The sequence below is a fragment of the Sorangium sp. So ce119 genome, from assembly GCF_051524405.1.
In the GTDB taxonomy this organism is placed as follows: domain Bacteria; phylum Myxococcota_A; class Polyangia; order Polyangiales; family Polyangiaceae; genus Sorangium; species Sorangium cellulosum_G.
The window spans coordinates 693,438-717,452 of the sequence record NZ_CP150310.1 but is presented as its reverse complement, the minus strand read 5'-3'; the positions used below and the strand labels follow the sequence as shown (position 1 = coordinate 717,452).

General features: G+C 73.2%; 18 protein-coding genes. 6 read left to right on the top strand and 12 right to left on the bottom strand.

Going from position 1 to position 24,015, the window contains the following annotated elements; all coding sequences use genetic code 11:
* Window positions 1–139 precede the first annotated feature (139 nt).
* Window positions 140–862: a GNAT family N-acetyltransferase gene (locus WME76_RS02940; protein ID WP_437958698.1), complete on the bottom strand. Its 723-nt coding sequence runs from the start codon at window positions 860–862 to the stop codon at window positions 140–142.
* 117 nt (window positions 863–979) lie between these two features.
* Complete coding sequence (locus WME76_RS02935; RefSeq protein ID WP_437958697.1) at window positions 980–2,347, bottom strand: sigma 54-interacting transcriptional regulator; 1,368 nt, start codon at window positions 2,345–2,347, stop codon at window positions 980–982.
* Between the two features lie 143 nt (window positions 2,348–2,490).
* Here WME76_RS02935 and WME76_RS02930 point away from each other — a divergent pair, with 143 nt between their 5' ends.
* On the top strand, window positions 2,491–4,023 hold the full coding sequence (locus WME76_RS02930) for a phytoene desaturase family protein (RefSeq protein WP_437958696.1): 1,533 nt from the start codon (window positions 2,491–2,493) through the stop codon (window positions 4,021–4,023).
* A gap of 60 nt (window positions 4,024–4,083) precedes the next feature.
* On the opposite strand, the gene WME76_RS02925 is transcribed toward WME76_RS02930, so the two are convergent.
* Both WME76_RS02925 and WME76_RS02920 read right to left on the bottom strand, forming a co-directional pair.
* The gene (locus tag WME76_RS02925) at window positions 4,084–4,518 is read right to left on the bottom strand and encodes a VOC family protein (RefSeq protein ID WP_437958695.1); all 435 of its coding nucleotides are present in this window, start codon (window positions 4,516–4,518) and stop codon (window positions 4,084–4,086) included.
* A gap of 106 nt (window positions 4,519–4,624) precedes the next feature.
* Window positions 4,625–5,254, bottom strand: coding sequence for a hypothetical protein (locus WME76_RS02920; RefSeq protein ID WP_061619946.1), 630 nt, complete (start codon window positions 5,252–5,254; stop codon window positions 4,625–4,627).
* A gap of 149 nt (window positions 5,255–5,403) precedes the next feature.
* Here WME76_RS02920 and WME76_RS02915 point away from each other — a divergent pair, with 149 nt between their 5' ends.
* Genes WME76_RS02915 through WME76_RS02905 form a run of 3 tightly spaced genes read left to right on the top strand, consistent with a single transcriptional unit; the run spans window position 5,404 to window position 8,612 of the window.
* Complete coding sequence (locus tag WME76_RS02915; protein ID WP_437958694.1) at window positions 5,404–6,789, top strand: cystathionine beta-synthase; 1,386 nt, start codon at window positions 5,404–5,406, stop codon at window positions 6,787–6,789.
* Between the two features lie 25 nt (window positions 6,790–6,814).
* Complete coding sequence (locus WME76_RS02910) at window positions 6,815–7,084, top strand: acyl carrier protein (RefSeq protein ID WP_437958693.1); 270 nt, start codon at window positions 6,815–6,817, stop codon at window positions 7,082–7,084.
* 10 nt (window positions 7,085–7,094) lie between these two features.
* The gene (locus tag WME76_RS02905; RefSeq protein ID WP_437958692.1) at window positions 7,095–8,612 is read left to right on the top strand and encodes an AMP-binding protein; all 1,518 of its coding nucleotides are present in this window, start codon (window positions 7,095–7,097) and stop codon (window positions 8,610–8,612) included.
* On the opposite strand, the gene WME76_RS02900 is transcribed toward WME76_RS02905, so the two are convergent.
* The 4 genes from WME76_RS02900 to WME76_RS02885 all read right to left on the bottom strand — a co-directional run bounded on the left by WME76_RS02900 (window position 8,591) and on the right by WME76_RS02885 (window position 13,214).
* The gene (locus WME76_RS02900; protein WP_437958691.1) at window positions 8,591–9,076 is read right to left on the bottom strand and encodes a carboxymuconolactone decarboxylase family protein; all 486 of its coding nucleotides are present in this window, start codon (window positions 9,074–9,076) and stop codon (window positions 8,591–8,593) included. The genes WME76_RS02905 and WME76_RS02900 overlap by 22 nt on opposite strands.
* Before the next feature lie 478 nt (window positions 9,077–9,554).
* On the bottom strand, window positions 9,555–11,078 hold the full coding sequence (locus tag WME76_RS02895) for a PLP-dependent aminotransferase family protein (RefSeq protein WP_437958690.1): 1,524 nt from the start codon (window positions 11,076–11,078) through the stop codon (window positions 9,555–9,557).
* A gap of 148 nt (window positions 11,079–11,226) precedes the next feature.
* A complete protein-coding gene (locus tag WME76_RS02890; protein ID WP_437958689.1) occupies window positions 11,227–12,372 on the bottom strand; it encodes a hypothetical protein in 1,146 nt (381 codons plus the stop codon).
* Between the two features lie 311 nt (window positions 12,373–12,683).
* Complete coding sequence (locus WME76_RS02885; RefSeq protein ID WP_437958688.1) at window positions 12,684–13,214, bottom strand: hypothetical protein; 531 nt, start codon at window positions 13,212–13,214, stop codon at window positions 12,684–12,686.
* 711 nt (window positions 13,215–13,925) lie between these two features.
* Here WME76_RS02885 and WME76_RS02880 point away from each other — a divergent pair.
* Both WME76_RS02880 and WME76_RS02875 read left to right on the top strand, forming a co-directional pair.
* Window positions 13,926–17,858: a serine/threonine-protein kinase gene (locus WME76_RS02880; protein ID WP_437958687.1), complete on the top strand. Its 3,933-nt coding sequence runs from the start codon at window positions 13,926–13,928 to the stop codon at window positions 17,856–17,858.
* 996 nt (window positions 17,859–18,854) lie between these two features.
* Window positions 18,855–19,742: a squalene/phytoene synthase family protein gene (locus tag WME76_RS02875; RefSeq protein WP_437958686.1), complete on the top strand. Its 888-nt coding sequence runs from the start codon at window positions 18,855–18,857 to the stop codon at window positions 19,740–19,742.
* On the opposite strand, the gene WME76_RS02870 is transcribed toward WME76_RS02875, so the two are convergent.
* The 4 genes from WME76_RS02870 to WME76_RS02855 all read right to left on the bottom strand — a co-directional run bounded on the left by WME76_RS02870 (window position 19,730) and on the right by WME76_RS02855 (window position 24,014).
* Entirely contained in the window at window positions 19,730–20,098 is a 369-nt protein-coding gene (locus WME76_RS02870) for a response regulator (protein ID WP_433933057.1), read from the bottom strand. The two genes, WME76_RS02875 and WME76_RS02870, sit on opposite strands and share 13 nt — an antisense overlap.
* Entirely contained in the window at window positions 20,095–22,233 is a 2,139-nt protein-coding gene (locus WME76_RS02865) for a HAMP domain-containing sensor histidine kinase (protein WP_437958685.1), read from the bottom strand. The genes WME76_RS02870 and WME76_RS02865 overlap by 4 nt, the downstream gene beginning before the upstream one ends.
* 347 nt (window positions 22,234–22,580) lie before the next feature.
* Window positions 22,581–23,291 (bottom strand): glycosyltransferase family 2 protein, encoded by a 711-nt coding sequence (locus WME76_RS02860; RefSeq protein ID WP_437958684.1) that lies wholly within the window; start codon window positions 23,289–23,291, stop codon window positions 22,581–22,583.
* Window positions 23,292–23,576: 285 nt separating this feature from the next.
* Window positions 23,577–24,014, bottom strand: a complete 438-nt coding sequence (locus tag WME76_RS02855) for a rhodanese-like domain-containing protein (RefSeq protein ID WP_437958683.1) — start codon at window positions 24,012–24,014, stop codon at window positions 23,577–23,579.
* Window position 24,015 lies beyond the last annotated feature (1 nt).

The window sequence follows — 24,015 nt, the reverse complement described above, 5'->3', positions numbered from 1 at the left end:
CCGGAACGGGGCGCTGCCCCCGGACAGCACGCTGCCTGCGGCGCTGTTCGAGGGCAGCGTCCGGCCGACCCACTGCCGAGCTCAGCAGCTCCGCAGGACCATCATCGTAAGACGCCCTACAGTCAAGCCGATGCGCGCACTACTCCGCCGACTCGACAGACGGTCGCGGTGGTTCGGAGGTTTGCGCCTCGGCGGACGTCCCGCGCCGGAGCTGATCCAGCAGGAGCGGCATCGCGCCGAACCCGGCGTTGACGAGGCGCTCGTCGAGCCTGGCCAGGCCGCAGCGGAACTCATACGCCCTGAGGTGCGCCTCGTTGTGAAAGTACCTGAGGTTCACGCCGGGGCCGACGGCGGCGTCGATCTCCATGGCCACGATCCGGAATCCCGCCTTCAGCTTGGCGATGAGCACCGCGTTGTTGCACGGGGCGTGCTCGCTGACCACGTAGTCGAAGCCGAGCTCGCGCGTGTAGGCGAGGATCCGCCGGACGATCTCCGCATAGATGCCGCGCCGGCGGTAAGCGGGGTGGACGTTCGAGTGCCACATCCGGTAGGTCTCGTCATCCTTCTGATGGCCAGAGAACATGGCCACGATCGCCTCGCCGTCGCGCGCTACCCAGAAGTCCGCGAGGCGATGGGCCCCCTCCGACGCCGCGAGCAACGCGCGGGCGCGCTGGCCCTCCCCGCCCGACAGCGCCCGGAGGTCGAAGAAGACCTCGGCAGGGAAATGACGGCGCAGCTCGGCGTCGTGCAGCGCCCAGTACGCCTCCGCGCCGGCGAGCCGCTCGACCGGATAGAGGCCGGCGAGCGGCTCACCAAAGTGCTTCTGGCGAATCGGAGTGACCCAGTCCCAGGCGTCGCTCATGCGGAGAGCCTACCATGGCGGGTCGCTTCACCCCGAGTTTCCGCAGCCGGGAGGTGGATCGACTCCCCACCTCCCGGGCGCGCCGTCACGCCGTCGCGTGGTAGCGCTGTCGCGCCGTCACGCCTCGGTCGCCGACACGGCGTGCCGCTGGAGCAGCTCGCGCAGGTGGCTCCGGTCCATCCGGGCGGCGCGCGCGGCGCGCGAGAGGTTGCCGCCGTTCGCGCGCACGAGCGCCGTCAGGTACGCCCGCTCCCAGCGCGCCACGGCGCGCTCCTTCGCCTCGCGGAACGACAGGCTGAGATCGTCCTCGCGGAGCGCCTCCAGCGCGGGGGGAGTGCCCTCCCTGCCCTCCGAGCCCATCACGGCCTCGCGAAAGAGCGCCGGATCGATCATCAGCACCGCCCGCTCCACCGCGCCGCGCAGCTCGCGGACGTTGCCCGGCCAGTCCTGGCGCATGAAGGTCTCGAGGAGCTCGCCGGGCGGGCTCTGGTCCTGCCCCTGCGCGAACTGCCGGTAGAAGTGCGCCGTGAGCAGCGCGATGTCGTCCGGGCGCTCGCGCAGCGCCGGCACGCGGAGGCGGACGATGTTCAGCCGGTAGTAGAGGTCCGACCGGAAATTGCCGCGGTTCACCTCCTGGCGGAGATCGCGGTTGGTCGTCGCGATGACGCGGATGTCGAGCTTGGTCGGCTCGACCGTGCCGATGCGCCGGATCTGCCGCTCCTCGAGCACGCGCAGGAGCTTCGGCTGCATGTCGAGCGGGAGCTCGCCCATCTCGTCGAGCAGCACCGTGCCGCCCCGCGCCGCCTCGAAGGCGCCGACGCGCGCCGCCTGCGCGCCCGTGAACGCCCCCTTCGCGTGCCCGAAGAGCTCGGCCTCGATCAGCGTCGGCGGGATCGAGCCGCAGTCGATCACGACGAACGGCCCGCCCGCGCGCGGGCTGCTCTCGTGGATGGCCTCGGCGAGCAGGCCCTTGCCCGTGCCCGTCTCGCCCTCGATCAGCACCGTCGAGTCCGACGCCGCGATGCGCGGCAGCGCCGCGAAGATCCGGCGCATCGCGGCGCTCTGCCCGAGCACCCGGCCGTACCGGTCCTCGTCGCCGAGCGGCTCGCGGATCTCCTCGGCCAGCGGCTCGAAGCGGAGCGTCGACTGCCCGAGGCCGAGCGCGGCGCCCGGCTGGAGGTAGGCTGCCTCGATGCGGAAGCCGGACAGGGTCGTGCCGTTCTTGCTGCCGAGGTCGCGGAGCAAGAAGCCCCGCGGGGTGACGGTGATCACGCAATGGTGCCGCGACACCGCGCGGTCGCTCAGGATGAGCTGGTTGCCGGGCGCCGTGCCGATCACGAACTCGGCCGCGTCCGACACCTGGGCCGCCCCGGCGTCGGGCCCGGCCGTGACCTGCACGCGGAAGCGGCTGAACGCGATCTCCTTGGAGCGGACCTTGAGGAGCGCCGTCTCGGCGCTCGCGTGACCTTTCGGCTCGGAGCCCATCGCGCCAGCGTACCACGCCGCCGCGCAGGGCCGGGGCCGGTCGGTGACCTCCCCGGGGGCGCGCCGGCGCGTCGCGGGCGCCCCCGCCTGTCGCGGGCGCACCGGCTTCCCGGGAGCGCACCGGCGCCCTACAGGGAGCTGCCATGACCCCGGCCAGCCCAGGCGCGCGGCGCGGCGCTGACGCGGACGTCCTCGTGATCGGCGCCGGCTTCGGCGGCCTCGGCGCGGCGCTCTCCCTCGCGGAGCGGGGGGCGAAGGTGGTCCTGTGCGAGGCGCTCAGGTACCCCGGCGGCTGCGCCAGCACCTTCGAGCGCGGCGGCTACCGCTTCGAGTCGGGGGCCACGCTGTTCTCCGGGCTCGCCCCGGAGCAGCTCTTCGGCCGGTGGATCGCGCGCCACGGCCTCGACGTCGCGGTCGACTGGATCGACCCGCTGGTCGAGCTGCGGACGCCCTCGCTCCGCCTCGCGATCGGGCGCGACCGCGGCGCGCTCGTGGACGCGCTCGCCGGCCTGCCGGGCGCCCCGGCGCGCGGGATCCGCGGCTTCTTCGCCTACCAGGCGCGGATCGCCGACACCCTGTGGGCGCTCTTCGACGACCCCGCGCTGCTGCCGCCGCTCGGCGTCCGCGCGCTCGTGCGCCACGCGGCGAGCACGCCCCGCTACGCCGCGCTGCTGCCGGTGCTCGGGCGGCCGCTCGAGAGCGTGCTCGCGCGGTTCGGCGTGGCCGGCTTCGCCCCGCTCCGGCAGTACCTCGACGGGCTCTGCCAGATCACGGTGCAGTGCGGGGTCGCCGAGGCCGAGGCGCCCTTCGCGATGGCGACGATGGACTACTACTTCCGCGGCACCGGCCATGTCCGCGGCGGCATCGGCGCGCTCGCGTGGGCGCTCGTCCGGGCCGTCGAGCGGCTCGGCGGCGAGGCGCGCATGGCGAGCCGCGTGCGCTCGCTCGAGCCGGTCCCTGGCGGGTTCCGCGCCGCGACGCGCTCGGGCGAGATCCGCGCGCGCCACGTCATCGCGAACCTGCTCCCGCAGGACCTCCGCGCGCTGCTCGGCGCCGCGCCGGGCGCGCTGCCGCGGCTCGACCGGCTCGCGCGCGACGTCGAGGGGGGCTGGGGCGCGGCGATGCTCTACCTCGTGGCGCGCGCGCCCGAGGGCGCGTCGGCCGCGGCGCACCACCTGGAGCTGGTGCAGGACCCGCGCGCGCCGTTCACGGAGGGCAACCACCTGTTCGTGTCGGTGAGCGGCGCCGCCGACGAGGGCCGCGCGCCGCCGGGGCACCGCACGCTGACCGTGTCGACGCACGTCCCGCTCGCGAAGCTCCGCGCGATCCCGCCCGCGCAGCAGGGCGAAGCCATCGGCGCGATCCAGGCGCGGATGCGCGAGGGGCTCGCGGCGCTCGCGCCCGAATGGAGCGAGAACATCGTGCACGCGCTGACGGCCTCGCCGCGGACGTTCGCGCGCTTCACCGGGCGCGCGGGCGGCGCCGTCGGCGGCGTGCCGCGGCGCGCGGGGCTCGGGCACTACCTGTCGGTCTGGCCGCGCCCGGTGCAGGACGGGCTCTGGATGGTGGGCGACTCGGTCTTTCCCGGGCAGAGCACGCTGGCGACGGCGGTAGGCGGCGTGCGCACCGCGGAGAGCGTCGCGCGGCGGCTCGGGCTCGCGCCCGGCGGGGGGTGAGCGGCCCCCGGTGACCCGGGAGCGCCGGAGAGCGCGACGCGGAATCGCGTCGTCGGTGGCTCATCCCGGAGCGCCGAGCAGCTCCGCGTCCCACCCCTCGGCCCCGGGCCCGAGCGGCTGGCCGTAGGAGAACTCGACATAATTGCCGTCCGGATCCCTGAGCGCGCAGAAATAGGCGACGGGATAGGGTAGCTCCCTGGGAGGCCAGACGAGGTGTGCTCGGCCGCGACTCGCCACCTCGTCGACGGCGGCGCGGCTCTCGAGCGCGAACCCGAAGTGGCTCATGTCCTCCGGAGCCTGCGGCGCGCGGCGGCCCCCCTCGATCATCACCAGGACGAACGTCCGCTCTTTCCCCTCCTCGGCCAGCCATGCGACCCGCGTGCCGGCGTCGTTGCGCTCGTGAACCACCTTGAGCCCGCAGAACTCGCGATAAAAGGCGATCGTCGCGTCGAGGTTGCCGACGTGGAGCGCGACGTGGGTCATCATGGGCTTCATTGTAAATGCTACTTCCTTTTCCTCGCAGGCGAGTATGGACGGGCGGACCGGCTCGACAGCAACGGGAATCGCGGCCCGACCGGCCGCGGCGAGGGCCCTGTCCTCGCTAGGCGGGATCGAGCGCCTTGCTCGCCGCGTACCTGCGCGCGGAGGCCCGGATCTTCTCGATCTGCGCCGCGTCGAAGGAGACGGGCGCTCCGGTGCGCGTGTAGCTCATCACGTTGTCGTCCGTGCCGCTGTGGCCGAGCCCGAAGAAGTGACCGAGCTCGTGCGCGAGCACGGTGGGCCGCGCGTTCGCCGCCAGGATGACGAACCGGCGCTCGGGCGTCGCCCGGCGGCGCCAGTGCACGCCCATCCGGAACCGCCGCGGATCGTCGACGTCCCGCAGCGACGCGACGACCATCACGTTGATCCGGCGCGCCTCGATGGCCGAGGCGAGGGCGTCGCGGTCCTCGCGCGTCTCGATCCGCGAGGAGCCCGGGGACAGCGCGCGCGATCCGGCCTTGCGCAGCGCCACGCCGGCGGGCTCGAACAGCCGGACCGCCTCGGCGATCTGCGCGTCGACCCAGGCCTCGTCGCGCACCGGCTGCCCCGCCTCGCCCTCCGCCACGGCGATCGACAGGGGAAACGCATGGACGGGCGAGGCCGCGGGCCCCGCGGCGCGGGCCAGCCTCGAGGCGAGCGCGCCGGCGGAGAGCAGGCCGGCTGTGGCGAGCAAGGCGCGGCGGGAGACCATGGATAAGGCACTGTACCATGCGCTCTCCAACCACCGCGAGAGCGCCTGTGGAGCCGAGAACCACCGACGCGCGGGGCGATGTAACGCGGCCCGCCGCGGCCGCTTGCTCCCCTTGTCGCTGCGGCGCGCGGCGGGTAAGAGGTCCCCCCATGATGCGAGGCGCGCTCAGCGACATCACGAGGGCGGTCGGCAACACGCCGATCGTCAAGCTGAACCGGGTCACCGAGGGGCTCCAGAGCGACATCTACGTCAAATGCGAGTACCTGAACCCGGGCGGCAGCCACAAGGATCGGGTCGCGCTGAACATGATCCGCGACGCCGAGGCGCACGGGCTCAGGGCGGGCGGCACCATCGTCGAGGCGACCAGCGGCAATACGGGCGCCGCCCTCGCCATGGTCGCCGCCATCCGCGGATACAAGTGCGTCTTCGTCATGCCAGACAAGATGTCGCAGGAGAAGATCGCGACCCTGCGCGCCTACGGCGCCCGCGTCGTGGTCTGTCCGACCGCCGTCGAGCCCGACGACCCGCGCAGCTATTACCAGGTCGCGAAGCGCATCGCCGACGAGACGCCGAACTGCTTCTACGCGAACCAGTACCACAACCCGTCGAACCCCGAGGCCCACGTCGGCTCCACCGGCCCCGAGATATGGCAGCAGTGCGGGGACGAGCTCGACGTCTTCGTCGCCGGCATGGGGACGGGCGGCACCATCAGCGGCGTCGGCAAGTTCCTCAAGCAGAGGAAGCCCGAACTCAAGATGGTCGGCGTCGACCCGGTGGGCTCGCTCTATTACGACTACGTGAAGACCCAGCGGATCACGAAGCCCTTCGCGTACAAGGTCGAGGGGATCGGCGAGGACTTCTTCCCGAGCACGATGAACCTCGAGATCATCGACGAGATCATCCGGGTCGACGACAAGGAGTGCTTCCTCATGACGCGCGATCTCGTGCGGCTCGAGGGCCTCTTCGTGGGCGGCTCCGCGGGCGCGGCGGTCGCCGGCGCGATCAAGTATGCGCGCCAGAGCGGGAAGAAGGAGAACATCCTCGTCCTCTTGCCCGACGGCGCGTCCAAGTACATCTCGAAGATCTTCAATGACGACTGGATGCGGGAGAACGGCTTCCTCGAGGAGGAGAAGAGCCTCGGGACGGTGCGCGACCTGCTCGCCGGCAAGCCCAGCGCGTCGGTGGTCATCGCCGACGCGAACGCGCGCGTCCGCGACGTCATCGACATGATGAAGTCGCACGGGATAAGCCAGCTCCCGGTCATCCAGGACGGCAAGCTGCGCGGGCTGGTCCACGAGGTCGACCTGCTGCGGCACCTCGTGGAGGGGAGCGGCACGCTCGACTCGAGCGTCAGCGGGCTCGTCGAGAGCGACTATGCGACCGTGACGCCGGCGACGAAGGTCGAGCTCCTGAAGGGCGTCCTGAGCGACGCGAGGATCGCGCTCGTCGTCGACGAGGACACGGTGCTCGGCGTCGTGTCCAAGATCGATCTCATCGATTACCTCGCTCGCAAGGCGACGCCGGCGGCCAGCTAGCGTCTGGACAGGAAAGGAAGTTCGCGTGACGGTCGATATCGACACGGTGCGGCGCGCGCTGCACGACCATATCGTCAAGGAGATATTGCTCCGCAAGGCGCCGCTCGCGCCGGACGAGGATCTCTTCGCCGGCGGGTCCGGGTTCGATTCGATGTCGCTGACGCGGGTGCTCGTGTTCATCGAGCAGCGCTTCGGCGTGAAGATCCCGGACGAGGAGGTGGACCTCGACGAGGTGTCGACGGTCGACAGGATGGCGCGCTTCGTCGCCGGCCGCATCGCGGCCGCGCAGGGCTAGCCGGGCCGCCATGGCCGGCCCCTACCGGCTGCGCGCCGAGGACCTGGCCGCGCGCGGCGACGCCATCGCGCTCGCGGCGCGCGGCGCCGCGGTGACCTACGCCGAGCTCGCGGCGCGCGCGGCCGCCGTGGGCGCGGCGCTCGCCGGGGCGGGCGCGCGCCCGGGCGACCCGGTGGCGCTGCTCTCGTCGGGCCGCGCGCACGACGAGCCGGCGGCGCTCGCCGGGGTGCTCGCCGCCGGCGCCGTGGCCGTCCCGCTCGACGCGACCGCGCCGCCCGCGCGGCTCGGCCGGATCGCCCGGGCCCGCGGCTGCCGGGCGCTCGTGCTCGACACGGCGGCCACCGGCCTCGCGGACGGCATCGACGTCGCGCTCGGCGCAGGCCTGCCGCGCGTGGAGCTCGACGCCGAGGGCCGGGTGGTGCGCGCGACGGCGTCCTCCGACGCAGGCGGCGAGCGACACGCAGGCGGCACGGGCGGCGCGGGCGGCGGGGCGCAGGACGTCGCGTGCATCCTGCACACCTCGGGCAGCACCGGGGAGCCGAAGCCGGTCCCCATCACCTGGGCCGGGCTCGACGCGTTCACGGCCTTCTGCGTCGATCTCATCGGCCTCTCGCCGGCGGACCGGGTCCTCCGCGTGGCCGAGCTCGTCTTCGATCTCGCCTGGTTCGACCACCTCGCGACGTTCCGGGCCGGCGCGACGCTCACGACGATGACGCGGCGCGATCTCGCCTCGGGCCGGGCGCTCCGCGACGCGGTCTTCGCGCTCGCGCCGACGGTCATCTACGGCGTGCCGTCGATGTTCATGAAGCTCGTCGCGGCGCTCCCCGCGGGCGGCGCGAGCGCGCCCGCGGCGGCGCTCTCCCCGCCGGTGCGCGCGATCCTGTTTGCCGGCGAGGTGTTCCCGCCGCGCGAGCTCGCCGCGCTGGCGGCGCGCGCGCCCGGCGCGGCGCTCTACAACCTGTACGGCCCGACCGAGACGAACGTCTGCACGTTCCACCGCGTCGACAGCGCGGCGCTCGACGGGGCGAGCGAGATCCCGATCGGCGTCGCGTGCCCCTACGCCGCCTGCGCGCTGATCGCCGAGGACGAGGGCGGCCGCGTCATCGAGGGCCCCGGCACGGGCGAGCTCGTCGTCTCGGGGCCGACCACCGTGAACGGCGGCCCCTACCGGACGCGCGACAGGGTGGAGCGCAAGGCCGACGGGCTGTTCTACTTCCGCGGCCGCATCGACCGGATGGTGAAGATCCGGGGTTACCGCGTCGAGCCGGGCGAGGTCGAGGCGGCGCTCGCGTCGCACCCCGCGGTGCGCCAGGCCGCCGTGATCGCCGTCGAGGACCCGCGCCTCGGCAAGACGCTCCGCGGCTTCGTCGCGCTCACGGCCGACAGCGGCGACGCGGACGACCGCGCGCTCAGGATGTACCTCGCGGAGCGGCTGCCCCCGTACATGGTCCCCGAGAAGATCGTCGCGCTGGACGAGCTGCCGCGGACCTCGACAGGGAAGATCGATTACCGCGCGTTGCCCGGGTGAGCGTTCGCCCGCTCCCCGACCTCGTAGGAGCCGGGGACCTTCCGGAGCGCGATGGCCATCCGGTTCCACGCGTTGATCGTCGCCACGAGCCAGGTGAGATCCGTGAGCTCCCGCTCCGAGAAGTGCGGGCGCACGGCGTCATGGACGCGATCGGGCACCTGCTCCTCGGCCACGAGGGTCACCGCCTCTGTCCACTCCAGCGCGGCCCGCTCACGCTCGCTGTAATAAGGCGCCTCGCGCCACGCGCTCAGCCCGTAGAGCCGCTGCTCGCCCTCCCCCGCGGCCCGCGCGTCCTTCCAGTGCATGTCGATGCAGAACCCGCAACCGTTGATCTGCGAGGCGCGGAGCAACACCAGGTGCTTCAGCGCCTCCTCCAGCGCGCAGCGGTTCGCGCAGGCGCTGAGCCCGAGCATCGCTCTGTACGGTTCGGGGGCGACGCTGGCGTAATCGATACGTGGCTGCATGCTCACCTCGTCCTCCTTGGAATCCCTTCCCGCGCCGGCCACGCCGCGCGCGACAGCCCACCCTCTAGATGGCGCGCGGCGCCGCGACGAGAGCCACTTCGCCCCGATCGACTGGATCCACCGCGCGCGGAGCGCTCGCGCCGCGCGCCAGGTCTCCCGATCCGACGCCGGCGAGTGAGGTGCTGCGTCAGGACACCGATCCCGATGAGCAAGCGAGAAATGATCCGCCAGGACACCATGGACGCCAAGATGGTCCTCCGTTCTTGGCGTTCCTGTCGCCATGGCGGCGAGAAATTCTGCGCTTTTCAGGCAGCTTCAACCCGTTTGTCGCTCCAGGACACCGACGATGAGGCAGCCCTGAGAAAACGAACCACAGAGGCACAGAGAGCACAGAGTTTTTTTGGTTATTCCTCTGTGCCCTCTGTGCCTCTGTGGTTCAAATCTCTTCATTCCTGCGTGTTTCAAGCCGATCGGCGCTCTAGCGCAAGGCCGTCCTGAGCCGCCGGACGCCCTCGTCGATCTCGTCCTCCGGCACCGCGGCATAGCCGAGCAGCAGGGCGCCGCGGCCGGCGGTGTCGACGCGGAGCTCGGACAGCGCGACGCACCGCACGCCGTTCGCGGCCGCGCGCTCCGCCGCGACGCCGTCGGCGCGCCCGGCCGGCAGCCACCCGAGGAGGTGCATGCCGGCGGGCGCCGGGGGGACCTCGAGGAGCCCCGCGAGCTCCCGCCCCGCCGCCGCGACGAGCGCGGCCTGGCGCCGCTCGTACAGCACGCGCATGCGGCGCACGTGGCGCGCGAAGTACCCCTCGGCCATGAAGTCGGCCAGGACCGCCTGCTCCAGCGGGGGCGACGACACGTCGGCCAGCACCTTGGCCGCGACGAACGCGTCGACCAGCGCCTCCGGGACGACGAGGTAGCCGAGCCGCAGCGACGGCGAGAGCACCTTGCTGAACGTGCCCGCGTAGATCACCCGCGCGTCGGGCGACAGGCCCTGAAGCGCGGCGAGCGGCCGGCCCGCGTAGCGGAACTCGCTATCGTAATCGTCCTCGAAGACCCAGCCGCCCGACGACCGCGCCCAGTCGAGGAGCGCGAGCCGGCGTCCGGGGCTCATCGTCACGCCCAGCGGGAACTGGTGCGACGGCGTCACGACGGCGAGCCGGGCCGGCGCCGAGGCCCGAGCGCCCGCCGCCACGTCGAGCCCCTCCCCGTCCACCGGGACCGGGACCGGGATCGCCCCGGCCGCGACGAGGGCGCTGCGCGCCGCTGTGTAGCCCGGATCCTCGACCCAGACCGGATCGCCTGGATCGAGCAGCACCTCGGCCGCGAGCGAGATCGCCTGCTGGGCGCCGCTCACCACGATGACCTGGTCCGGCGTGCACCGCACGCCCCTCGCCGTGACGAGGTAGTCGGCGATCGCCCGGCGCAGCGGCGCGTACCCCTGCGGCTCGTGGCGCGGCAAGAGCGCCCGCCACGAGCGGTCCCAGCGCCGGCTCATCAGCCGGCCCCAGGCGGCGGCGGGATAGGCGTCGTACGCGGGCGCGCCCACCTGGAACGCCAGGCCAGCAGGCCCGGGCGGCGAGGAGGCGCGCCGGAACGGCGACGCCGCGCTCGCCACGAGGGCGCCGCGCCTCGACAGGGCAGCGCCGCCCGGCGGGGGCGCCGGCCGCGGCGCGGGCTCGCGCCCGGCGAGCAGGAGGTGCTCCGGGAGCGCGTCGGCGACGTACGTCCCGGAGCCGATCCGGCCGCGCAGGTACCCCTCCGCGAGGAGCTGCGCGTACGCGCCCAGCACCGTGTTGCGCGACAGGCCGAGGTGCGCGGCGAGGGCCCGGGTCGACGGCAGCTTGCTCCCGGACCGCAGCCGCCCGGCGAAGATCGCGCCGCGCAGCGCCTCGTAGACCTGCCGGTGGAGCGGGGCGCTCGATGCAGGATCGAGCACCACGGCCGTCACCGCGCCCGCGGGCGCAGCGGCCCGCCCCGGGCGCCTCGCCGAGGTCTTCCGCATCAACGGTGCGCTCTCCGAAGTGGATCTATCGTGGATCCATCCGCTCGACCAGGGCGGCCTCGGAGGTCGGTCTCCTCCGCGCCCCGGGAGCGTCTCGGGAAGGGCCCGCCGGGCGACGCGCGCCGCCCGGCCCCCTCCCCCGCAGGCGTCAGCGCGTCCCGACCTTCGCGCCCGCGCTCGCGCGGGCCGACGCCGACGCCTTGAAGGTCGGCTTGGGGATCGAGATGCTGGGCGCCTTGATCTGCACGTTCACGCTCGGCGGCGTCACGCGGACGCTCGGCGCCTTGACGTGCACGTTGGCCTTCGCGTTGGCCCTGGCGGCGGCGCCGGACGCCGCGTGGACGTGGACCTTCGGGTCGATGTCGGCCTTCGCCTTCAGGTCGGCGTGCGCGTGGGCGTGCGCGTGCCAGTCGGTCTTCATGCGCACCTTCACGCGCGGGGCGTGCGCGTGGACGGCGAACGCCGCCCCGGCCCGGTAGCCGCAGAGGGCCACCGCCGAGCGGCCCGCGTTGCGCACCGCGATCGTCACCTTCAACGGATCGGCGGCGAGCGCGAGCTTGCCGGTCAGGTACGCGCCCGCGGCCACGCCCGCGGTCGCGGTCGCCGCCACCGGCGCGAGGACGACCACCTGCGGCGCGTCGGCGACCACGCCGAGCGTGATCTTGCGCTCGCCGATGTCGACGGGCTTCAGGTCGACGTCGAGCACGTAGACGCGGACCTCGCCGGTCGCCTCGTCGACCAGGAGCTCCAGGCGGTCGTCGCCCACGATCTCGATGCGCCCGCCGTGCGGGCCGAGCTTCCCCTCCGGGAGCCCGAGATCCGCCGCCCCCTTGGCGTTGGCGTGGAGCTCGGCGGTGCCGCCGGCGGGGACGTGCAGCGTGCCGCTCCACGGCTTGCCGGCGACGTTCAGCGTGTAGCCGATCTGCGTGAGGTCCGCCTCGAGCTTGGGTCCGGCGGCGACCAGCAGGCCGGTCTTCGCGTCGAGCGTCAGGGGCACGGTCTTCTCCTCGCCGGACGCGTCCTTCCACAGCAGCGTGCCGCCGACGTCCTCCCGGATCGGCTTGCCGTCCGGCCCGGTCACGGCCGCCTTGACGTTCCCGTCCGCGGCGACGTTGAAGGCGGCCTTGCCGCTCTCGTGCTCCTCGACATAGGCGCCTTCGCCGATCGCCGACTCGGCGGTGGCGGTCACCTCGGCCGTCGCGTTCGCCTCGACCTGCTGCTCGCCCTTGCCGCATCCAGCCGCGGCGGCGATCAGCAGCATGGCAAACACTCCGGAAAGCTTGGTGATCTTCATGAAATCCTCCTCGGTTCGAGCGAACCCTCGGCGGGAGCCGCGACTTCGCTCGAGCCGGCGCGCCGAGGCCGAAACCTCCCCGGGCGCCCCGGCTTCGGAGCCCATCATACGACGAGATGCCGCCGGAGGCGCGGACGAGCGCGAATATCGGTGGGAATCGAAAGATCCAGGCGAACGGAGGTGGGACAATGGGGCTCACGGCCGCTGAGCGGCCGTGACGCGCCTACCCGCAATTCGTTCAGGCGGCGATCCGCCGGCGCTCCGTCGGCGTTCCCCGCGCCGATTCCATCAGCCGCGCCGCAGCGCCGCGATCAAGGATTCTCGGTGCCCTGCCCCTCGCCTTCGTCGTCCGTGGCGATGATCTGCGGGCACTTCCGCGCCACCGTGTCGCAATCCGGAGGAGCGTTGTCCAGCGAGGTCAGGGTCGAGTCGCACGTGAGCGCCCGGATCATCTGGGTCTGGGCCAGCAGGCAGACCTCATACTCGGCCAGCGTGGCGGTGCAGCCCGCGCGCTGCTCGTCCGGAGGCAAGCAGTCACCGTCGACGGCCTGCCCCTGGGCCGACTCGTCGGACGCGGAGATGCACTCGTCCTTCAGCGTGCCGCACGGCTTCCCGAGGGCGGGAGCCGCCATGAGGCCGAGGTATTCACAGGCGTCTTCCTTGGAGAGCTTCACCCTCGCCTCGAGCGACTCGCACGTGGACCGGACGTCATCGGCCGTCAGATCCTTGAGCTGCTTGCTGCTCATGGCGGTGTCCGTCGGGGCGGAGTCTGCACCTTCGCCGCCGCACGCGGCGAGGGACAGGACGGTCACAAGGGCCCCGAGATGAATCGTACGCTTCATTCGTTGTCTCCCTTTCTAAGTCCGGCCGCGTGCGCGGCCGTGGCGGCACTCGGGAGCAAGGCATGTACCGCGAGCACAGGTGTGCACGATCGGACCGCGCGGCGGCGCCGCGCGCCCGGCGAAGCAGGACAATCCCATCGGAGATGCCGGATCCAGCAAGCGGGGAAAGAAAACCTTTCTTGGCGCGCCGAGCGCGCCGACGAATCGAGACGTTCTGGCCCGAGCGCCGCGCCGCCAGCCTCGCCGTGAATTCGCGGCTCGCCGCCCGCCGCCGGCGGCGGCGCACGCTGGCGGCGGAGCGGCGCTCCGCCGAGTCCCGGCTCCGCCGCGCCTCGCGCCACGGAACGCCCGAGGCGCGCTCTCCGCCGGGGGCTCGCTCCCGTGCACGCGCCGCCCGCGCCGCGCGCCGGCGCGCCGTCTGCGGGGCAATCACGGCAAGGAGCGCGCGCGGCGCAGGCGGGGCCAGGCGATGGAGACAGGCACTCTCACGCCGCGTCGCGTGTGGTCCCCTGTCGGTGCAAGAGCCCTTCACGCGGCGTCCGTGCGATGACCGGGGCTCGATACAGACTTGTTGTACGGTCGGCCGCTCCGTGACATCATGGCAGGCCGTCGGGTGGATGTACTCAGCCTCAGCGGCGATGTGGGGAGCTCGCCTCGGGGCTACCACCTGGAGCGGATCCCGGCCCAGGCCAGGGACGCCTCGGTCCCCAGATGATCACGACGCCGAGCTCGTCACAGGCCAGGCCCTCCCCGGACGTCCCGGCTTCCGTCGGGCCGTGGCGGGTGCTCGAGCCGCTCGGCCGCGGCGGGATGGGGGTCGTCTACCGCGCCCAGCACAGCGCCACGGGCGCGCTCGCGGCGCTGAAGACCGTCTCCGTGGGCGACGAGAGCCTCGTCTCGAGCATCCGCCGCGAGATCCACGCGCTCCGCGGCGTCGAGCACCCGGGCGTCGTGCGGATCCTCGACGAGGGCATCCAGGGCGGGATCCCGTGGTACGCGATGGAGCTGCTCGAGGGGCGCACGCTCCGCGACCACAACCAGGAGCGCTGGCGCGGCCGGGCGAGCATGAACAGCGAGCCCACCGTGAGCGTGTCCGAGGGCTACGAGGCGCAGACCATCGCCGCGACCGCGACGGCCGAGATGGCCCCCGTCTCGATCGTCCCGCGCTCGTACCAGCCGTTCGCGCCGCGCCCGTTCCACCGCGCGGCCGGCGGGGCGCTCCGGCAGACGCTGACGCTCCTGCGCGCGATCTGCCGGCCGCTCGCGTACGTCCACGGCCGCGGCCTCGTTCACCGCGACCTCAAGCCGGACAACGTCTTCATCCGCGAGGACGGCGCCCCGGTGCTCTTCGACTTCGGCCTCGCCTTCCAGTTCGAGGGCCACAAGGGGCGCGACGAGCTCCAGCCGGGCGGCCGGCTGATGGGCAGCCCCGACTACATGTCCCCCGAGCAGATCCGCGGCGACCTCGTCGACGCGCGCGCGGACCTCTACGCGCTCGGCTGCATGCTCTACGAGGCCGTGACCGGGGCGGTCCCGTTCCTCGGCGACTCGAGCTCGGTCGTGCTGTCGATGCACCTCTACGCCGAGCCGCTCCCGGCCTCCGAGCTCGTCGCCGACGTGCCCCCCGAGCTCGACGCCCTCATCGCGCGGCTCCTGAAGAAGCGCCCCGAGGAGCGGCTCGGCTACGCCGACGACGTCGCGACCGCCCTGGCCAGGCTGGGCGCGGACGACGCGCCGCCGCGCCACGAGGCGCGCGCGCCCGCGGCGCAGCCGTACCTCTACCGGCCGCGGCTCGCGGGGCGCGGCGAGGCGCTCCGGCAGCTCAGCGAGGCGCTCGAGCGCGCCCAGGAGCGCCGGCAGGGCGGCCTCGTCTTCGTGGGCGGCGAGAGCGGCGTCGGCAAGACGCGCCTCGCGGTCGAGGCGGCGCACCAGGCGGCGCTCATCCACATGACCGTGGTCGCGGGCGCGTGCGCGGCCGTGTCGGCGGCGGCCGGGCGCGCGGGCGCGGTCAAGGCCGCGCCGCTGCACCCGTTCCGCCCGCTCCTGCTCGCGGTGGCCGACCGGTGCCACGAGCTCGGGCCCGGCGGCTACGACGCGCTGCTCGGCCCGCGCGGCAGGGTCCTCGCGCCGTACGAGCCGTCGCTCGCCCAGCTCCGCGGCCACGAGCGCGACCCCGAGCCGCCCGAGCTGCCCCCGGACGCGGCCCGCTACCGGCTGCGGACCGCGCTCGCCGACACGCTCGCCGCGTTCGCGGCCACGCGGCCCGTCCTGCTCGTGCTCGACGACCTCCAGTGGGCCGACGAGAACTCGCGCGGCGTCCTCGAGCACCTCGACGCCGATTACTTCGCCGCCCACCCCGTCGTCCTGCTCGGCACCTACCGCACCGAGGAGACGTCCCCCGCCCTCGCGTCGCTCCTCGCGGCGCCGTGGGCCTCGCGCATCGCGCTCGGGCGGCTCGACCGGCCGTCGGTCGGACGGATGGTGCGCGACATGCTCGCCCTCGACGAGCCGCCCGAGGCGTTCGTGCGGTACCTCTTCGAGCAGTCGGAGGGGAACCCGTTCGTCGTCGCCGAGTACCTCCGGGCCGCGATCCAGGAGCGGATGATCTACCGCGACGAGGCCTACGTGTGGCGGATCCGCGCGGGCGCCGAGGGCGCCGCCGCGGAGCTCGCCCGCGCCGCGCGCGCGAGCCAGCCCCCCGCGGCGCTGCCGCTGCCGGGCTCGCTGCGCGAGCTCGTCGCGCGCCGGCTGTCGGGCCTGAGCCAGGGGGCGCTCGCGCTCGCGCGGCTCGCGTCGGTGCTCGGCCGCGAGCTCGAGGAGCGCCTGCTGCTCGGCGCCGCCGGCCTCGCCGAGGTCGAGGCCATGGACGCGCTCGCGGAGCTCGCCGCCCGCTGCGTGCTCGAGGCGACCGAGCCGGGGCAGCTCCGCTTCGTGCACGACAAGCTGCGCGAGACCGTCTACGCGGGCATCCCCGAGCCGGAGCGGCGCGCCCTGCACGCCGCGGCCGCGCGCGCCATCGAGCAGCGGCACCGCGACGCGCCGGATCTCGCGCTGTCGTACCCGATGCTCGCCCACCACTACGCGATCGCGGGCGTCGTGGAGAAGACGCTCGAGTACCTCGACAAGGCGGGCGCCCAGGCGCTCGCGACCGGCGCGTCCGGCGACGCGGTGGATTTTTACAGGAGGGCGCTCGACCTCGACGGCGCGCTCCCGCCGGAGCAGCGCGCGCCGCCGCTCCGGCGCGCGCGCTGGGAGCGGCGGCTCGGCCAGGCCCACTACAACCTCGGCGACCTGCTCGGCGCGGAGCGGCACTGCGCCGCGGCGCTCGATCGGCTCTCCCGCGACGACGCGGCGTGGCTCCGCGCGGCGGGCCGCGGCGCGCCGCTCCGGGAGCGGCTCCGCCCGATGACGGCGTCGCTGCGGCAGCTCGGCCTGCAGCTCGCGCACGTCGCGGGCGTGCCGATCATCCCGCCCGCGCGGGATGAAGGCGAGCGCGAGCGCCTCGCCGAGGCGTCGCTCGCGGCGGAGAAGCTGTCGGAGACGTACCTGTTCCGCAACGAGCCGACGCGCGCGTTCCTCGCCGCGCTGACCGCGACGAACGCCGCGGCGCGCCTCGGCCCGTCGCTCGCGCTCGCGCGCGGCTACGCGACCCTGAGCGTCGCGTTCGGGTACGTCCCGTGGAAGGCCGTCGTGGACGCCTACGCCGCCCGCGCGACGGAGGCGGCGGCGGCGCTCGACGATCCGCGGGGCGTCGCCTTCGTGTCGTGCCTGCGCGGGCTGACCGCGCTCGGCGAGGGCCGGTGCCGGGACGCGCGCGCGCTGCTCACGGAGGCGGAGCGGCTGGCGGAGGCGCTGCAGGATCGCCGCCGCAGGGAGGAGTGCATCGCGCTGCTCGCCAGCGTGGCGCACACCGAGGGCCGCTGGATGGAGGCGCTCGACCGCTACGGCGCGCTCTCGGTCGCGGCGCGGCGGAGCGACAACGCGCAGGGCCACGTCTGGGCGGAGAGCGGCCGCGCGCAGTGCCGGCTGCTGCTCGGCGACGGCGAGGGCGCGGTCGCGATCTTCGACGAGCTGGCCGCCGAGGTGCAGCGGCTCGGCGACCACTCGCAGCAGATCACGCACGGCCAGGTCGCGCTGGGGCACCTGCTCTGCGGCGCGCGCGACGAGGCGCGCGCGGCCGCCGAGCGGACGCTCCGCCTGATCTGCGGCGGGCAGCCGGCCGGCTATCACTGCCTGTACGGCTACGCGGCGACGTGCGAGGTGCTGCTCTCGCTGCTCGAGGACGCCGGGAGCCCGGCCGAGCGGCGCGAGCTGTCGCGGCTCTCGGCGCAGGCGTGCCGCGCGCTGGGCCGGTACGCGCGCATCTTCCCGCTCGGCCGCTCGACGTCGCTCCGCCTGCGGGGGCTCGCCGCGTGGCTCGCCGGCCGCCGCGCGCGCGGCAGGCGGCTCTGGGCCGCGGCGATCGGCGAGGCCCTCGCGCGCGGGCTGCCCGTCGACGAGGCGCGCGCCCGCTTCGAGCTCGCGCGGCACCTCGCGCGCCGCGATCCGGAGCGCGGGCGCCACATCGCGCGCGCCGCCGCGCTCTTCTCGACGCTCGATCTCCAGTACTGGCGCGACCGCGTGGAGCGCCTGCGCGAGCGGTAGCCCGGGTCGGCGCCGCGCGGCGCGTCGTCCGGCGCCCGCGTGGTGCTGCTCACGTCCGGGCGCGTCCGCGTCCGCCCGCGCGAGAGCGCCGGGCGCAGCTCGCCAGGGCATCTCCTTCATCTCCTGTGTCTGGAGCGGATATCCCGTGGACGCGCCGAGCGTGGATGGCGGTTTCAGGTGGTGATCACAGCCACAGATTCGCCGCGTTCACCACGGCATGACGACAAGCGCTGAATCATTCAGCGCGCGAGATCGTCTAGCATCGCGCCGATCGCCGCTCGGAGCGCCCGAATCGCGCCGCGCGCCCTGGAACACTGCGCGCGAGAAGGACGAGAAACAGCGATTCGCCGGGCGGCGTTCACGCGGCGTCGCGCGGCCTGGCGCGCCGGCACCGCCGCGGCGCTGCGGTATCCACCAGGAACTCCGGAAAACCCATCTGCCCAGGACACCAGAGGGAGCGCAGCGACAGATCAGGAAGCGGCAAAAACGCCGGGGCAGCCCCGGTTTTATCCGTTGGACAACGTATCAGCCCGGGGTATACACCGACGCTCATTGACGGCGTGGCCGCAGCGCACCGGCAAATCACGCAAGGAATCCATGCATTGTCCGCGGCGCCCGTGCCCTGGACGACGAATTTCCGCGTCGACTGGGAGACTATAAGGTCTCATAAAGGAAGGCGAGCGGGCGTCAGCTTGCATCTCGGGGAGGAGCGGAAAGTTCTACCGGACCGCGGACAACGCGTCGTCGCCTGCACAGGCGATCCGGATCCTCGGGATGGGCAACAGCCATCATTGCCAATGACCGCACGCGAGCGCAGGGCGACACCAGCGACAGGCACAATCAACGGCGGCACGCGACCTCGTGAAACCTACTCAACCCACCTCCCCTCGACTGCCTTGCGTACCCGCCGCGGCGCCGGTGTCGGAGAGGAGTGCTTACCAGCCCATCTCAGCGGTCGTCGGCTCATCGCACTATCGCGCCCTGTCGGACGACGCCTTGAAGGACGAGGACAACGCCGCCTGGGTGCTCGGCCTCGACCCCGACGTGAAGCAGGCGTGGCTCGACCGCATCCGCTGGATCCGCATCGTCGACCGTCTGGCCGAGAACGAGCGCATCGAGCCTCACGAGCGGCGTTTCAGCCGGTTCATGGAGGCGTGGAGGCTGCTCCGTTCACGCGGCTTCGTCGATCCGAGCTGCCCCTTCGCGAGCGAGCTCTCGGCCATCCGCGCGCTGTGGCTCCGCGACTCGAGCGCACCAGGTCAAGGCGCCGCGCGCGAGCCACGTGAGGCAGACGACATCCAGAGGCGCTCGCTTGCCGCCTGGGACGCTTACCTGCTCGCCCTCGCCGACTACCACGCCCCCGGCCTCCTCATCCGCACGATGAAGGAGCACGACACGATGCTGATGCGGCTGTCAGGCCACATCTTCCAGCTCGTTCCGTTCCTGACGATGGAGCACTGGGACGCAGCCGGGGAGTTCGGCCGGCTCGATCAGTTCTTCAACAACCTCAGGGACATGCAGGAGGACGCCGATCGCGGCCTCTGCTACCTGCCCGAGGAGGAGCTCGCGCGCCATGGCGTCACGCGCGCTCAGGTGATCTCCGGGCGCTGCGTCGGTACGTCCGGATACGAGCGCCTGATGCGGTCGTGGCTCGATGAGGTCATGCCGGCGCTCTACGCGCGGGCAGCGCCGTTCATCGAGGCGCGGGGCCTCCATCCCTCGCTCGAGATCATGAGAGCATGGAGCCTGCGCCGATATGCCCGCATCACCCGCGTGTTTCGCGCGACCGGCTTCGATCACCGGCGGTTCCCCGCGCGGTACTGGGCCGAGGTGCGGCGCGACCTCGCCGGACGCCGGCAGCTCCCGCGCGCTCACCCTGTGTAACGCCTCACCGTCGAGAGCAGCGCGTCCGGGTCGAACGGCTTGCCCAGCCACGCGTCCGCGCCGACCTCGGCCGCCCGCCGGTGCGCGTCCGCCGCGGCGGTGAGCACGATGATGGGCGCCTGCCGCCCGTGCCGGACCTCGAGCTCGCGCGCGAACTCCGGGCCGTTCATCACCGGCATCTTCATGTCGAGCAGGATGAGATCGGGGATGTCGTTCTCCAGCTTGGCGAGCGCCTCGCGGCCGTTGCACGCGATCTTCACCCGGTAGCCGTCTTCCTGGAGCACGAGGGAGACCAGCGCCACGAGGTCCGCGTCGTCCTCCACCAGGAGCACCGTCTTTCCATGTCTGTCGCTCATCGTCGGTCGACCGCGGGGGCCTCGCTGCGGAGTGGAACGGTGAAATAGAACGTGCTGCCCTTGTCCTCCTCGCTCTCGAACCACATGCGACCGCCGTGGCGGGCGATCATGTCCTTCGCAAGGAACAGCCCGATCCCCATGCCGCCGTAGTCGTGCCGGGTGTCCGTGTGCGCCCGGAAGAAGCGCTCGAAGATCCGCGCCTGCTTGTGCGCCGGGATGCCGACGCCCTGGTCGCGCACGGACACGACCGCCTCGAAGCCCGGCGACGAGCCGTGGCGCTGCGAGAAGAGCGCGGCGTCGCAGAGCGACTGCGAGGACGCCGGCGCGCGCTCGGCCACGGCGACGCGGACGTCGATGTCGCCGCCGTCCGGCGAGTACTTCACCGCGTTGTCGAGCAGGCTCGCGAGCACCTGGCGCAGCCGCTCCGGGTCCGCGCGCACCACGGTCGGCCGCTCGGCGTCGACCGACAGCCGCACGCGGTGGCGGCTCGCCGACTTCGCGACGCAGTCGACCGCCTGCTTCACGAGCTCCTTCAGGTCGACGTCCTCCTCGGAGACGTGGAGGACGTCGAGCGAGACCTGCGAGATGGCGAGCAGGTCGTCGACGATGCGGTTGATCCTGTCCGCGCCGCGGTCGATCGCCTCCAGCATCTTGCGGCGGGGCGCCGGCAGGTCGTTCGTGTTGCGCAGCAGGGCGAGCGCGTAGCCCTTCATGATCGCGACCGGCGTCTTGAGCTCGTGCGCGCCGACGCGGATGAACTGGTCCTTGACGAGGTCGAGCTCCATGAGCTCCGTCACGTCGCGGGCCACCGTGACCGCGCCGAGGATCGCCCCGTTCTCGCTGCGGATCGGCGCGGCGCTGGTGCGCAGGAAGACGTCCCGGCCCGCGCGGCCGTTCGCGAGCACCTGCTCCTCCTGCACGATGGTCTCGCCGGCGAGCGCCCGCACCATGGGCAGCTCGTCGCGCGTGAACGGCCGGCCGTCGGTGTGGCGCATGCGGCTGAGGTCCATCACCTCCTCGACCATGCGGCCGACCTGCCCGGAGCGGCCCGACAGGCCGAGCAGCCTGAGCCCCGAGGCGTTGAGCATCGTCAGCCGCCCCTGGCGGTCGCACGCGAACACCCCCTCGACGAGGTTGTCCAGCACGGCCCCGAGCTGCGCCGCGCGCTGCGCCGCGTCCTGCAGCAGGCGCTCGCGCTCCGCCAGGTAGCTGCGCATGCGCCGGGACGACTCCTCGAGGCGATCGACCATGGCGTTGACGCCGCCCGCCAGGGCGCCGATCTCGTCCTTGAAGTACACGGGGATGCGCTCCAGCCGGTCGACCTCGCCGCGCTGGACGATGGTCTGGATGACCGCGGCGACCTGCTGGAACGGGCCGGCCAGGGCGCCCGCGAGGAAGCCCGCGCAGACGGGGGCCCAGGTGACGGCGACCATCGAGAAGATCGCCAGCGTGAGGTTCAGGCCGGGCCTGGCCGGCACCGCCGTCTCGCCGAGCACCATCGCCGCCATCCAGCTCGTCGGCGCGATGGCGAGGCAGGCGCCGAGGATCACGAGGCGGACCGCGAGCGAGTAGCCCTTGCCGGGCACGGTGAGGCCGCGCTCGCGGGCGAGGAGCGAGATGACGCCGGCGGCGGGCGAGAGCAGGCGGCCGAGGATGCTGTAGGCGAGCGGCAGCGCGGCCGCGAAGAGCGCCAGCGCGAAGAGGGCCAGCGCGACGCCGCGCTGGACGCCGATCGGGGCCTGGTCGGGCGCGATGAAGTAGAACGCCACGGTGACGGGCAGGTACAGGAGCGCCCAGGAGACCGACCAGACCGTCGCGAACGAGAGCGGCGTGTCGTAGGCGGCGTTCGCCGCGGCGAGGATGAGATCCTCCGGGGGCGCCGCGCCGCCGCCGGTCTCCTCGAAGGCCGCGCCGCTGCGGAGGGGGTGGCCCACGGCGTACCGCCGCAGGCGCTCGATCGGGCGCAGCATGTGGACGAGCAGCGCGATCAGGCCCGCTGTCTTGACGATGTACAGGAGCCCGATCAGCCCGAGCATGCGCGCCTGGACATGCGAGTCCACGACGCCGAGCAGCCGCAGGTGAGCGACCGGGACAAGCAGGCTATACGGCAGCTCGATGCCGAACGCATAGGCCACGACCCGGGGCGTGAAGGAGGGAGTCCGCGCCCTCCCCAGATTCCAGACTCTGAACCAGGCGGCTCGGCTGATCGCCACGTCCGTCACCCCCACCGGTTGAAGCATGGCCCTGGGGTCCGCGCCTGCGGGGCCCTCGGCGACGAGTCGATGAGTCAGGTCGCCAGGCCAGCCTTGCTATGGAACCAACCCGCGAGTTGGTCGACCGATTTGCGTGGCCCCTCGTGTCGATTCGTTCGACTGACACATTCCGTCCTGGCCTGGTCAGCCTGCATTTCCCGGCTCAACTCAGGCGCTGCCTTAGGACGTTCCCGGCGATGACCAAGAGTGGTCAGCCAGTGTTTCCTGGCTCAACTCAGGCGCTGCCTGAGGACGCTCCTGGAGAGGAGGAAGAGAATGGTGAGCACGTGGCGCGCGCGCAGGCCGCTCGCCTCGCCGCGGTAGACGGGGCGCACGCTGACCTCGCGGACGCGGAGGCGGCGCGCCGCGAGGGCGGCGAGCAGGTCGTTCGGGTAGCCGTAGCGGGGCCAGAGCCCGTCGAGATCGAGCGCGTCGAGCGCGCGCGCCGAGATGGCGGTGTATCCGCACTGGCTGTCGGAGAGGGCGTCGAGCCCCGCCGCGCGGCGGGTGAGCGCGGCGAGCGCCGCCGTCGCGGCGAGCCGCTGGAGGGGCATGACGCGCCACACGTCCGGGTGCCGCAGGCGATCGCCCTTCACGTAATCGGCCTCGCCGGAGGTGATCGGGGCGACGACGCGCGGGAGGTCGCGCGGGTCCATCTGCCCGTCGCCGGCCATGACGGCGACGGCGGCCGCGCCGAGGGCGCGAGCGCGCCGGTAGCCGGCGACGATCGCCGCGCCGACGCCGCGGCACGCGGGGTGCGTGACCACCTCGAGGCGCTCGTCGCCGGCCGCGCGCGCGAGGTCGGCGGTGCCGTCCCGGCTGGCATCGTCCACGACGATCACGTGGTCGACGAAGGCGGGGACCGCCCCCACCGCCTCGGCGATCCAGCGCGCCTCGTTCCGCGCGGGGATGACCACTGCGACACGCGCACCGTGGAGCACGCCGGTTCGTAGCGGAAGGCGCGGCTGTCGGCAATGCGCTGAGGGCTACGGCAATGCACTCGGGGCTGTCGGCAATGCGCTCAGGGTTGTCGGCAATGCGCTCAGGGCTGTCGGCGATGCGCTCAGGGCTGTCGGCGATGCGCTCAGGGCTGCGGCAATGCGCTCAGGGCTGCGGCAGCGCACTCGGGGCCACGGCCACATGCGCCCGGCGCTGCCTCGCGACCCCTGCGGGCCCGACGCGTCGCCTGCTGCTGCCCGGTGGGTCGCTTTACGCGATGGGTCGCTTTACCTGCCGGCCTTCTGCCGGAGCTCGGCGTACGACGCGCCGGGCGTGGTCGTCTCGACCGGCAGTCCGGCCGGCCCCCATCCCCGCTCGGTCAGCGCGCCGAACGCGTCGCGCGGGCCGTCGAAGCCGGCGCGCTGGTCGATGACGGCCGTGTAGCCGGCCGACACCATGGCCTCGGCCGCGCGCATCGAGCGCTGCCCGGACCGACAGCCCACGACGATCTTCGCGTCCTTGGGGTAGAGGGCGCAGACCACGTCGAGGAAGTCCGGGTTGGGCTTCATGCCGCCCGCGCCGGCGTGCAGGAGCGGTACGTTGTGGGCGCCGCTCGGGTGGCCAGCCGCGTATTCGGGCTCGCTCCGGACGTCGAGATAGAGATACCCCTCCTCCTCGATGAGCTTCTTTGCCTGTTCGGGTGATACGCGCTTGATGTCCGCCATG

Bases quoted from the DNA above. Each gene is read 5' to 3' on its own strand.
- WME76_RS02940 (WP_437958698.1), bottom strand. From the start codon at position 862: ATGAGCGACGCCTGGGACTGGGTCACTCCGATTCGCCAGAAGCACTTT.
- WME76_RS02935 (WP_437958697.1), bottom strand. From the start codon at position 2,347: ATGGGCTCCGAGCCGAAAGGTCACGCGAGCGCCGAGACGGCGCTCCTC.
- WME76_RS02930 (WP_437958696.1), top strand. From the start codon at position 2,491: ATGACCCCGGCCAGCCCAGGCGCGCGGCGCGGCGCTGACGCGGACGTC.
- WME76_RS02925 (WP_437958695.1), bottom strand. From the start codon at position 4,518: ATGAAGCCCATGATGACCCACGTCGCGCTCCACGTCGGCAACCTCGAC.
- WME76_RS02920 (WP_061619946.1), bottom strand. From the start codon at position 5,254: ATGGTCTCCCGCCGCGCCTTGCTCGCCACAGCCGGCCTGCTCTCCGCC.
- WME76_RS02915 (WP_437958694.1), top strand. From the start codon at position 5,404: ATGATGCGAGGCGCGCTCAGCGACATCACGAGGGCGGTCGGCAACACG.
- WME76_RS02905 (WP_437958692.1), top strand. From the start codon at position 7,095: ATGGCCGGCCCCTACCGGCTGCGCGCCGAGGACCTGGCCGCGCGCGGC.
- WME76_RS02900 (WP_437958691.1), bottom strand. From the start codon at position 9,076: ATGCAGCCACGTATCGATTACGCCAGCGTCGCCCCCGAACCGTACAGA.
- WME76_RS02895 (WP_437958690.1), bottom strand. From the start codon at position 11,078: ATGCGGAAGACCTCGGCGAGGCGCCCGGGGCGGGCCGCTGCGCCCGCG.
- WME76_RS02890 (WP_437958689.1), bottom strand. From the start codon at position 12,372: ATGAAGATCACCAAGCTTTCCGGAGTGTTTGCCATGCTGCTGATCGCC.
- WME76_RS02885 (WP_437958688.1), bottom strand. From the start codon at position 13,214: ATGAAGCGTACGATTCATCTCGGGGCCCTTGTGACCGTCCTGTCCCTC.
- WME76_RS02880 (WP_437958687.1), top strand. From the start codon at position 13,926: ATGATCACGACGCCGAGCTCGTCACAGGCCAGGCCCTCCCCGGACGTC.
- WME76_RS02870 (WP_433933057.1), bottom strand. From the start codon at position 20,098: ATGAGCGACAGACATGGAAAGACGGTGCTCCTGGTGGAGGACGACGCG.
- WME76_RS02855 (WP_437958683.1), bottom strand. From the start codon at position 24,014: ATGGCGGACATCAAGCGCGTATCACCCGAACAGGCAAAGAAGCTCATC.